Origin of the sequence: Aeromonas sp. R10-2, from assembly GCF_040908445.1 — a bacterium.
In the GTDB taxonomy this organism is placed as follows: domain Bacteria; phylum Pseudomonadota; class Gammaproteobacteria; order Enterobacterales; family Aeromonadaceae; genus Aeromonas; species Aeromonas veronii.
Genome location: NZ_JBFODS010000063.1, coordinates 69,473 through 79,588 on the forward strand (window position 1 = coordinate 69,473; position 10,116 = coordinate 79,588).

The 10,116-nt window shown below is 58.1% G+C and carries 11 protein-coding genes and 1 other annotated feature; of the genes, 9 read left to right on the forward strand and 2 right to left on the reverse strand.

Annotated features, from left to right (window positions below; genetic code table 11):
• Window positions 1-43: 43 nt before the first annotated feature.
• Window positions 44-289: a hypothetical protein gene (locus AB5Y97_RS13170; protein WP_123173111.1), complete on the reverse strand. Its 246-nt coding sequence runs from the start codon at window positions 287-289 to the stop codon at window positions 44-46.
• A gap of 187 nt (window positions 290-476) precedes the next feature.
• Window positions 477-601, forward strand: a sequence feature (His leader region).
• 29 nt (window positions 602-630) lie between these two features.
• Here AB5Y97_RS13170 and hisG point away from each other — a divergent pair.
• From hisG to hisIE, 8 genes are read left to right on the forward strand one after another with little or no spacing between them, the layout of a single operon-like run.
• On the forward strand, window positions 631-1,527 hold the full coding sequence (gene hisG, locus AB5Y97_RS13175; protein WP_151285979.1) for an ATP phosphoribosyltransferase: 897 nt from the start codon (window positions 631-633) through the stop codon (window positions 1,525-1,527).
• 12 nt (window positions 1,528-1,539) lie between these two features.
• The gene (hisD, locus tag AB5Y97_RS13180) at window positions 1,540-2,865 is read left to right on the forward strand and encodes a histidinol dehydrogenase (RefSeq protein ID WP_151285978.1); all 1,326 of its coding nucleotides are present in this window, start codon (window positions 1,540-1,542) and stop codon (window positions 2,863-2,865) included.
• Window positions 2,862-3,932 (forward strand): histidinol-phosphate transaminase, encoded by a 1,071-nt coding sequence (gene hisC, locus AB5Y97_RS13185; protein WP_201946464.1) that lies wholly within the window; start codon window positions 2,862-2,864, stop codon window positions 3,930-3,932. The genes hisD and hisC overlap by 4 nt, the downstream gene beginning before the upstream one ends.
• A gap of 15 nt (window positions 3,933-3,947) precedes the next feature.
• Window positions 3,948-5,057 carry a bifunctional histidinol-phosphatase/imidazoleglycerol-phosphate dehydratase HisB gene (gene hisB, locus AB5Y97_RS13190; RefSeq protein WP_201946462.1) on the forward strand — a complete coding sequence of 370 codons (1,110 nt, stop codon included), beginning with the start codon at window positions 3,948-3,950 and terminating at the stop codon, window positions 5,055-5,057.
• A complete protein-coding gene (gene hisH / locus AB5Y97_RS13195; protein WP_113739583.1) occupies window positions 5,057-5,698 on the forward strand; it encodes an imidazole glycerol phosphate synthase subunit HisH in 642 nt (213 codons plus the stop codon). The genes hisB and hisH overlap by 1 nt, the downstream gene beginning before the upstream one ends.
• 5 nt (window positions 5,699-5,703) lie before the next feature.
• Window positions 5,704-6,465 (forward strand): 1-(5-phosphoribosyl)-5-[(5-phosphoribosylamino)methylideneamino]imidazole-4-carboxamide isomerase, encoded by a 762-nt coding sequence (hisA, locus tag AB5Y97_RS13200; RefSeq protein ID WP_201946460.1) that lies wholly within the window; start codon window positions 5,704-5,706, stop codon window positions 6,463-6,465.
• Window positions 6,465-7,238, forward strand: coding sequence for an imidazole glycerol phosphate synthase subunit HisF (gene hisF, locus AB5Y97_RS13205; RefSeq protein ID WP_110303738.1), 774 nt, complete (start codon window positions 6,465-6,467; stop codon window positions 7,236-7,238). Before hisA ends, hisF begins: the two co-directional genes overlap by 1 nt.
• Window positions 7,231-7,881 carry a bifunctional phosphoribosyl-AMP cyclohydrolase/phosphoribosyl-ATP diphosphatase HisIE gene (gene hisIE / locus AB5Y97_RS13210; protein WP_201946458.1) on the forward strand — a complete coding sequence of 217 codons (651 nt, stop codon included), beginning with the start codon at window positions 7,231-7,233 and terminating at the stop codon, window positions 7,879-7,881. Before hisF ends, hisIE begins: the two co-directional genes overlap by 8 nt.
• A 33-nt stretch (window positions 7,882-7,914) precedes the next feature.
• Here the strand turns inward: hisIE and AB5Y97_RS13215 are convergent, their stop codons facing one another.
• Complete coding sequence (locus AB5Y97_RS13215; protein WP_201946457.1) at window positions 7,915-9,447, reverse strand: P-loop NTPase fold protein; 1,533 nt, start codon at window positions 9,445-9,447, stop codon at window positions 7,915-7,917.
• A gap of 390 nt (window positions 9,448-9,837) precedes the next feature.
• Here AB5Y97_RS13215 and AB5Y97_RS13220 point away from each other — a divergent pair.
• A partial coding sequence (locus AB5Y97_RS13220) for a transposase (protein WP_368157254.1) occupies window positions 9,838-10,116 on the forward strand: 279 nt, incomplete at its 3' end.

Here is a 10,116-nt window from a genome sequence, read left to right on the forward strand (position 1 = left end):
CCATTATGCCAAAAACGCGGCAAAAGCGGGACAGATAATCTGCCTAGACGAACAGATCGATCTGATGCTCGGGGTCCGGCTTGTGATCACCCTCCTCCGACTTGGGCTGATCACGCTTGGCGGGCGTGCTATACGCCTGCTGGCGCTGCTGGGAGTCACTGTTGTCAGTGCTGGTCTTGCGCAGCTGGTGCTTTTTGCTGATCTGGTTCACTTCCCGCTTGATCTCTTCGCTGCCGGGCGCGGCGGGTGCCCGGGGCAAAATGGGGAACAACAGGTCCTGGCTGGGCATGATGGCGACTCCTGCAGGGGTTATTGTCTAGTTATCGACCAGAAAACCGTTTTCGCCACTTTAATCGATCAAATCACAATTTCGGGTTGCATTTTCTGTCAAGGCAGGTAGTTTAAATCAGGCGTCAATTACGACATCTTATTTTGTAAAGGATTGATTACATGAAGTTCACCACCCTGAAGACTCATCACCACCATCATCATCCCGACTAGTCTTTCAGGAGGTTGACTGCTGGAAGACACTTAACTGGTGACTTCCAAAAGGACCGCAAGATTCATAAACCCTCGGAAGCACCCACTTCCGAGGGTTTTTTCGTTTTTGACTAGAAGGAAATCGAGCAAATGGAAACACAACGTCTGCGTATCGCCATGCAAAAGTCCGGTCGTCTGAGCCAGGACTCCCAAGCCCTGTTCAAGAGCTGTGGCCTCAAGATCAACCTGCGCGAGCAGCGCCTTATCGCTCATGTCGAGAACATGCCCATCGATATCCTGCGGGTCCGTGATGACGATATCCCGGGGCTGGTGATGGAAGGGGTGGTCGACCTTGGCATCATCGGCGAGAACGTGCTGGAAGAGGTGCAGCTTATTCGCGCCTCCCAAGGCCTCCCCTTCGAGGTCAAAACCCTCAAGCAGCTGGACTTTGGTGGCTGCCGCCTCTCGCTGGCGGTGCCGGAAGATGTGAACTACACAGGGCCAGCGAGCCTTGCCGGCAAACGCATCGCGACCTCCTACCCCGGGCTGCTCAAGCGCTTCTTTGACGACAAGGGGCTCGGCTTCAAGAGCGTGATGCTGGGCGGCTCGGTGGAAGTGGCGCCCCGCGCGGGCCTGGCTGATGCCATCTGCGATCTGGTCTCCACCGGCGCGACCCTGGAAGCCAATGGCCTCAAAGAGGTGGAGGTGATCTACCGCTCCAAGGCGGTACTGGTACAGGCCCCCAACCCCTTGTCCGATGCAAAGCAGAAGCTCATCGACAAACTGCTGCCCCGCATTCAGGGGATGCAGCAGGCCCGCGAGAGCAAATACATCATGCTGCACGCCCCCAAAGACAAGCTCGATGCCATCACCGATCTGCTGCCGGGTGCCGAGCGCCCCACCATCATGCAGCTGGCCGGTGACACCAATCAGGTGGCCCTGCACGTTGTCTCCAGCGAGACCCTGTTCTGGGAGACCATGGAGCAGCTCAAGGCTCTGGGTGCCAGCTCCATTCTGGTGCTGCCCATCGAAAAAATGATGGAATAAGGAAGGGACATCATGCAGACCCTGATCTGGAAGACCCTCTCCCCAGCCCAGCAGACCGACGTGCTGACCCGGCCCGCTCTCAATGACGAGGCGGATATCGGTGCCGTGGTCAAGGAGATCATTGGCGCGGTGCGTAGCCGTGGCGACGAGGCCTTGCGCGAGCTGAGCCTGCGCTTCGAGCGCGCCCCCCGTGAACAGTTGCGCGTCAGCGAGGCCGAAATTGAAGCTGCCTGCGCGCGGCTGGATAACGACATCAAAAGCGCCATCGAAGCGGCCATTGCCAACATTCGAACCTTCCACGCCGCGCAAGTGCAGCCGGTGGTACGGGTAGAAACCCAGCCCGGGGTTGTGTGCGAGCTGCGCACCCAGCCTATCAGCCGGGTCGGCCTCTATGTGCCTGGAGGCAGCGCACCGCTCCCCTCCACCGTGATGATGCTGGCCATTCCGGCGGCTATCGCCGGTTGCCGGGAAGTGGTGCTCTGCACCCCCTCCCCGGCCAGCGACGAGATCCTGTTTGCCGCCCGCGCCTGTGGCGTCGAGAAGGTGTTCGCCATCGGCGGCGCCCAAGCCATCGCCGCCATGGCGTACGGCACCGAGAGCATTCCCAAAGTGGACAAGATCTTCGGCCCGGGCAACGCCTATGTGACCGAAGCCAAGGGCCAGGTTTCCCGCGACTGGCGCGGCGCCGCCATCGATATGCCCGCCGGCCCCTCCGAGGTGCTGGTGATTGCCGACGAGAGCGCCAATCCGGCCTTCGTGGCGGCGGATCTGCTCTCCCAGGCCGAGCACGGCCCCGACAGCCAGGTGGTGCTGGTGACTACCTCGCCCCTGCTGGCCGATGCCATCGCAGGGGAGCTCAAGAGCCAGCTGGCCAAGTTGAGCCGCCGCGATATCGCCGCCCAGGCGCTCGGCAGCAGTCTGGTGATCCTCTGTGACGATCTGGCAGAAGCCTGCGCCATCTCCAACGCTTATGCACCGGAACACCTGATCGTGCAGACCCGCGCCCCCCGCGATCTGCTGGATAAACTCGAGAACGCCGGTTCCATCTTTCTGGGAGCATGGACCCCCGAGTCGGTCGGCGATTACGCCAGCGGCACCAACCACACCTTGCCCACCTATGGCTATGCCCGCACCTGCTCGAGCCTTGGCCTCGCCGATTATCAGCGCCGCTACACGGTGCAGGAGCTGAGCGCCGAAGGCATTCGCGGCCTTGGCCCTATCGTCGAGCGCATCGCCCAGGCCGAGGGGCTCGATGGCCACAAAAATGCCGTCACCCTCAGGTTGAACGCCCTGGCCGCCGCGCCCCAACCAACAGCACAGCAGAAGGATTTGTCATGAGCATTGCCAATCTGGCGCGCCGCGTGGTGCGGGCCCTCACCCCTTATCAATCCGCCCGCCGCATCGGCGGCAAGGGCCACGTCTGGCTCAACGCCAACGAAGCGCCGTTGGCCTATCCCTTCACCATTGAGGGGAGCCGCCTCAACCGCTACCCCGAGTGCCAACCGGCCGAGGTGGTGAACGGCTATGCCGCCTACGCCGGGGTTAATCCGGATCAGGTGCTGGTGAGCCGCGGCGCCGACGAGGCCATCGAGCTCTTGATCCGCACCTTTTGCGAAGCGGGTGAAGATCAGATCCTCATCTGTCCGCCCACCTACGGCATGTACGCCATCAGCGCCGAGACCTGCGGCGTAGGTATGTTCGAGCAGCCGCTGACCGCCAGCCGTCAGCCTGACTGGCCCGCCATTGCCGATCGCCTCAGCGATGTGAAGCTGGTGTTTCTCTGCTCCCCCAACAACCCCACAGGGGATCTGGTGGGTCGCGACGGTCTTATCGCTTTGCTGGAGAAAGCCCGGGATCGCGCCATCGTGGTGGTGGACGAGGCCTATATCGAGTTCTGCCCGGAAGCGTCCGTGGTGGACCTGCTGGCCCGCTTCCCCAATCTGGTGGTGACCCGCACCCTCTCCAAAGCCTTTGCTCTGGCGGGGATCCGCTGCGGCTTTACGCTGGCGAGCCCCGAGGTGATCGCCATGCTGGCCAAGGTGATCGCCCCCTATCCCATCCCCGAGCCTATCGCCCAGATCGCGGCGCAGGCCCTCTCCCCCATGGGGCTGGAGCTGATGCGCGAGCGAGTGATGGAGCTCAACAAGCAAAAAGCCGCCTTCAAGGCAGAGCTGGTAAAGCTTGCCTGCGTGAAGGAAGTGTTCGAAGACAAGGGCAACTTCGTGCTGGTGCGCTTTGTGGATGGCGCCACCGTCTTTGCCGCCATGAAGGCCGCCGGCATCATTCTGCGGGATTTCTCCAGCAAGCCGGGTCTGGACAACAGCATTCGCATCACCATCGGCTATCAGGGCGAGATGGATGCCGTGCTGGCGGTATTGCGTGACCTGCCCCCTCCCTCTTTTTAAGACAAGGATGTAGCGATGAAGACCCCGTTTTTGTTTATCGACCGCGACGGCACCCTGATTGAAGAGCCGGTGACCGACAAGCAGGTGGATAGCCTCGCCAAGCTGCGCTTCGAGCCCATGGTCATTCCGGTGCTGCGCGAGTTGCAGGCCGCCGGTTACGTGCTGGTGATGGTGACCAACCAAGATGGGCTGGGCACTGCCAGCCTGCCGCTGGAGAACTTCCAGCCACCCCACGACCTGATGATGCACCTGTTTGAATCGCAAGGGGTGAAGTGGGAACAGGTGCTGATCTGCCCCCACTTTCCCACCGACGGCTGCAGCTGCCGCAAGCCCCACCTCGGGCTGGTGAAGGAGTACCTCGCCTCTGGTCGCATCGACTTTGCCAACTCCTTCGTGATTGGCGATCGCCAGACCGATCTGCAGCTTGCCGAGAATATGGGCATTGGCGGTATTCGCTACCACCCGCAGGATCACGACTGGCTCGCCATCCGTGATCAGCTGCTGTCCAAAGGGCGTGCAGCCTCGGTGGAGCGTTACACCAAGGAGACCCGCATTCAGGTGGCGCTGGACTTAGACAAGAGCGGCGGCAACCAGATCTCCACCGGTATCGGCTTTTTTGATCACATGCTGGATCAGATAGCGACCCACGCCGGTTTCCAGCTCAAGCTGAACGTCAGCGGTGATCTGCATATCGACGATCACCACACGGTGGAAGATGTGGGGCTGGCGCTGGGTCAGGCGCTGCGTCAGGCCCTTGGCAACAAGCGCGGCATCGGCCGTTTCGGCTTTGTGCTGGCGATGGACGAGGTACAGGCGGTGATCGATGCGCGTCCGCTGACCGAGCAGGAAGTGAGCACAGCACTGGATCTCAGCGGTCGCCCCTACTTCGTGTTTGACTGCCCGAGCGGCTTTGGCCGCGACAAGGTGGGCGAGATGGCCACCGAGATGGTACCCCACTTCTTCCGCTCGCTGTCGGACGCCATGGCCATCACATTGCAGATGAAGGTGGGCAGCGGCAACACCCACCATCAAGTGGAAGCACTGTTCAAAGGCTTTGGCCGCGCCCTGCGTCAGGCTATTCGGGTGGAAGGGAGCGAGCTCCCCTCCAGCAAGGGAGTGCTGTGATGGATGTGAGCAAGCAGAAGCTGGTCATTATCGATACTGGCTGCGCCAATCTGGCCTCGGTCAGAATGGCGTTCGAGCGCCTCGGCGTGCAGCCGCTGGTCTCAAGCGTGGCGGCCGATATCGAGCAGGCGGACAAGCTGATCCTGCCCGGCGTCGGCACCGCGGTAGCCGCCATGAAAAACCTCAACGAGCGGGGGCTGGTGTCCCTTATTCGCGCCGCCAAGCAGCCGCTGCTGGGCTTTTGCCTCGGCATGCAGATGCTGGCGGAGGCCTCCGAAGAGAGCATGAATGCCGATGGCAGTGAAGGCGATCTCATCGACTGCCTTGGCATAGTACCGGGCAAGATCCGCCTGATGGAGGTCGGTAATCTGCGCCTGCCCCATATGGGCTGGAACCAGATTGAGCATGACGAGACCCATCCTCTGCTCAAGGGGATCCCGAGCGGCAGCTACTTCTACTTCGTGCACTCCTATGCGCTGGAGGTGACCGAAGCGACGCTGGCGACCTGCGACTACGGCAAGCCGTTTACCGCCATCGTCGGTGGGGTTGCAGAGCACAGCAACTTCTTCGGCGCCCAATTCCACCCGGAGCGCTCAGGCGCAGCCGGTGCCCGTTTGCTGCAAAATTTTCTGGAGCTGTGACTAGCATGATCATTCCCGCAATTGACCTTATCAACGGTCAGGTGGTTCGCCTCTATCAGGGGGACTACGGCCAGAAGACCGAATACAGCAGCAGCCCGCAGGCCCGCTTCGATGAATATGTCTCCCAGGGGGCGGTGCAGCTCCATCTGGTGGATCTGGACGGTGCCAAGGATGCCAAGGCGCGCCAGCTGCCCCTGCTGACCCAACTGCTGTCAGCCACCGAAGCGCCAGTGCAGGTCGGCGGCGGCGTGCGCACCGAACAGGATGTAGCGGATCTGCTGGCCGCCGGTGCCAGCCGGGTGGTGATTGGCTCGACCGCCGTCAAATCACCGGATCTGGTGGCCAGCTGGATGGAGAAATATGGCCCCGAGCAGATCGTGCTGGCGCTGGACGTCAACATCGATGAGCAGGGCAATCGCCATATCGCGGTGGCAGGCTGGCAGGAGAACAGCGGCGTGACCATCGAGGCGCTGATCGAGCGCTTCCTTCCCGCCGGGCTCAAGCATGTGCTCTGCACCGACATCAGCCGTGACGGCACCCTGGCTGGCACCAACGTCGAGCTCTATCGGGATCTCTGCGCCCGCTACCCGAGCGTCGCCTTTCAGGCCTCTGGCGGCATTGGCGGCATCGCGGATATCGAGGCGCTCAAGGGCTCCGGCGTCAAAGGGATCATCCTTGGCCGCGCCCTGCTGGAGGGCAAGTTCTCGGTAGGTGACGCCATCGCCTGCTGGCAAGCCCCCGCTGCCGATACCACAGGAGACAACTGATGCTGGCAAGACGCATTATCCCCTGCCTCGACGTGAAAGATGGCGTGGTGGTCAAAGGGGTGCAGTTTCGCAACCACGAGGTGATGGGCGGCATTGTCGAGCTGGCGCGCCGCTACGCCGAAGAGGGCGCTGACGAGCTGGTGTTCTATGACATCACCGCCTCCAGCGATGCCCGGGTGGTAGACAAGAGCTGGGTGAGCCGGGTAGCTGAGGTGATCGATATCCCCTTCTGCGTCGCCGGTGGCATCAAAAGCGTGGAAGACGCCCGCCAGATCCTCGAATTTGGCGCCGACAAGGTCTCCATCAACTCTCCGGCGCTGGCCGATCCGACTCTGATCAGCCGACTGGCCGAGCGCTTTGGCGTGCAGTGCGTAGTGGTGGGTATTGACTCCTACTTCGATGCCGAAACAGGCCACTATCAGGTCAAACAGTTTACTGGTGACGAGAGCCGCACCCGCACCACCGCCTGGCACACTCTCGATTGGGTGCAGGAGGTGCAAAAACGCGGCGCGGGTGAAATCGTGCTGAACGTGATGAATCAGGACGGCATGCGTCAGGGTTATGATCTCGACCAGCTCAAGCTGATGCGCAGTGTCTGCAAGGTGCCGCTGATTGCCTCCGGCGGCGCCGGTGCCATGGCGCACTTTCGCGATGCCTTCACCCTCGCCGATGTGGACGGGGCGCTGGCCGCCTCTGTATTCCACAAGGGTCTTATCCCCATTCCCGAATTGAAACGCTGGCTGAAAACCGAAGGAGTCGCCATCCGTGAATAACTTCTCTGAAAATGCACCAACCACCGCCAGCGCGCGCCCCCTCGCCGAACAACTCGACTGGGAAAAATGTGACGGCATGATCCCCGCCATCGTCCAGCACGCCGCCAGCGGCGAGGTGCTGATGCAGGGCTTTATGACCCGCGAGGCGCTGGAGAAGACCCAGACTACCGGTCAGGTCACCTTCTTTAGCCGCAGCAAACAGCGACTGTGGACCAAGGGTGAAAGCTCGGGCAATGTGCTCCAACTCGTGGCCATCAGCACTGACTGCGATCAGGACTCCCTGCTGATTGCCGCCAACCCCGTCGGCCCCACCTGCCACAAGGGCACTACCTCCTGCTTTAACGGCCACCCGGTGCCACCACTCGGTTTTCTGGCAGAGCTGGAACAGGTGCTGGCCGCCCGCAAAGGGGCCGATCCGGCCACCAGCTACACCGCCAGCCTCTATGGCAAAGGGACCAAGCGCATCGCCCAGAAGGTCGGTGAGGAAGGGGTTGAAGTAGCGCTGGCCGCCATGGCCAAGGATCGGGAAGAGCTCATCAACGAATCCGCCGATCTGCTCTACCACCTCACCGTACTGCTGCAAAACGAGGGGCTGGGATTACAGGATGTCGTTCAGCGACTTTACGAGCGGCATAATAAATAAGTTGATAGTAAAGCCGGATTATCCCGGCTTTATTTAGTCAAGATGCACGGCTAGCTCAACTAAATTTTTATACGTTGTTAAGCGTCGCTCCAATAGTGACAGTTCCTTTTCTGCCAAAATAGTATTTTCTTCTACAGTCAAATTCCGCATACGCCTAACACAATCTATTGTTAACGAGATAAAACGAGATGAATATTCATCATCTAAAGTCGGCTTCAATAGCCCCTCATAAGACATGACTAAAATGTTTCTCAAGGAAACCATATATTCACGATCTTTAAATGGATTTGCATATCGTTCACCATCGACATACTTAATATAACTTCCTATAGTACTCCCTGCTTTTATAAAACATTGAAAATGTTGTTCTTCATACTCACTTGTCAGACTATTAAAACCTTTCAAAGTAGGATGGTTATCTGTCTTAGGCATTTTGCCATCCGCTACAGCGCGATAATCTTCATTATTTTTCTCGCATAGAGAGAACAGGTAAACAAGAAAAATCAGATTTAATGTGCAACCTTGGTAATTTACGATGGACGCGATCGTTCGATCCAACACTTGCTCTGTTTTTCTTAAGCTCAATGAAAAATGATCACAAACAGCAGTTAATACATTTACCAACACTTGGCTATTAGTGATCTCAGGCCATACAGTGACATGCTCAAAATGCAATTTTTTATCTACAACTGCCTGCTTAATAAACTCTCGCCGAGAGATACTGCCTAACGTAAATCGTCTATGAAAAAATCGGCCAAGATAACTTTCTGCATCAAAACCATCGCCATAAATTACCTTGATAGCATGCTGTAACTGCTCGGTATCGGTTGCAAGTACAAACACCACGCCGGGAATATCAAAAATATGTTTGATGGTCTCCAGCATTTCTACCGCATAGGAGGGGCGACAGCGATCCAGCTCATCAATCAGAATAAAGGCGGGATAATCCAATCGACCTTGGCCATCCAATTGGTCTAAGTTTGCTGAAACCGCAGCTTCAACCCATTGCCGAATTTCTTGTTTAAGATACTGGATAGATTCATAACGCTCTTTGTGATTGCTGCAAAGTGTATCAACCAGCTTATCTGCGTCTTCGCCTTCCACAGAAAAATCACCATCTTCAAGTCCAGCTTTTTTAATAGCAGACTTGAGCACCAATTTTCCGCCCAGCTTGAGCAAACCCAATAGCTTGGGCTTGATGCCATCAGGTATGGAAACCTTATTTCCTGTTGCATCTTTCAATTGATCGATAATCGACGAAATCACCGTCAATAAGGGATCATCGGAAAAGTCCTGCTGCCAGGCATCGATATAGACGGTGGGATAGTGCGCTTTCAGCTCCATATACCAGCGCTTGATAAACCAGGTTTTACCCGCCCCCCACTCGGCATTGAGGTTGAGCACATAGTTGCGTTGCTTGCCTTCGGCGGCGAGGTATTTAGTCAGAAATTCGGCATAGCGGGCGCGATCCAGCCGATCGGCACTCAAGAGCTCTTCGCTACCCACAATGGCCCCCGGCCCGTCCCACTGAACTGCGTCATCCCAATTAAACGGTGCCACTGCCATCTCGTGTCTCTCCATATTGCGTTGCTGAGGATGATATCAAGGACACAGTGAAAATAGTTTGATTAAAGACCTGTTTGTTGCCCTTTCTGCCACTCGGAGTGGCGTATTTTATTGCTGGTTAATTTCTCTGCAACTGGCCAACAAAACTGGGTCGATACAGAGGAAACGGTTATCTGAATAGTCACGGACTCAGTTGATTTCCTTTGACCACACCAACGATGACAATCGTGTGACATGGCGCAGAACTTGCGGAAATAAACGCGAAACCTGACCTGTTCGGTGCTTCGGGAATTCAGATAATAAGTGCGACACTCATGGATGAATGGCGAGAGGTGGCCAACTGCTGATTGGTGGTACCCTTCTGCTCGCCAAAGTAAAAGCAGTATCACCATGAGCTATCAGCAGTTGACCGAGGGGCAACGATACCAGTTATCGGTGCTTCGCGCACAGGGGATGTCCATCCTTGCCACCGCACGCGCCATTGGCGTTCATCGCTCCACCCTCTACCGGGAGCTGCGTCGTAACGCCGGGCCGCAGGGCTACCAGCCAGACAATGCGCATCAGCACGCCACCCACCGACGGGCCAGTGCGGCCAAATCTCGGCTATCTGCCGATGTCATCCAGTTTGTCGAGCTGACACTCGCCTGGTGGTGGAGCCCGGAGCAGATA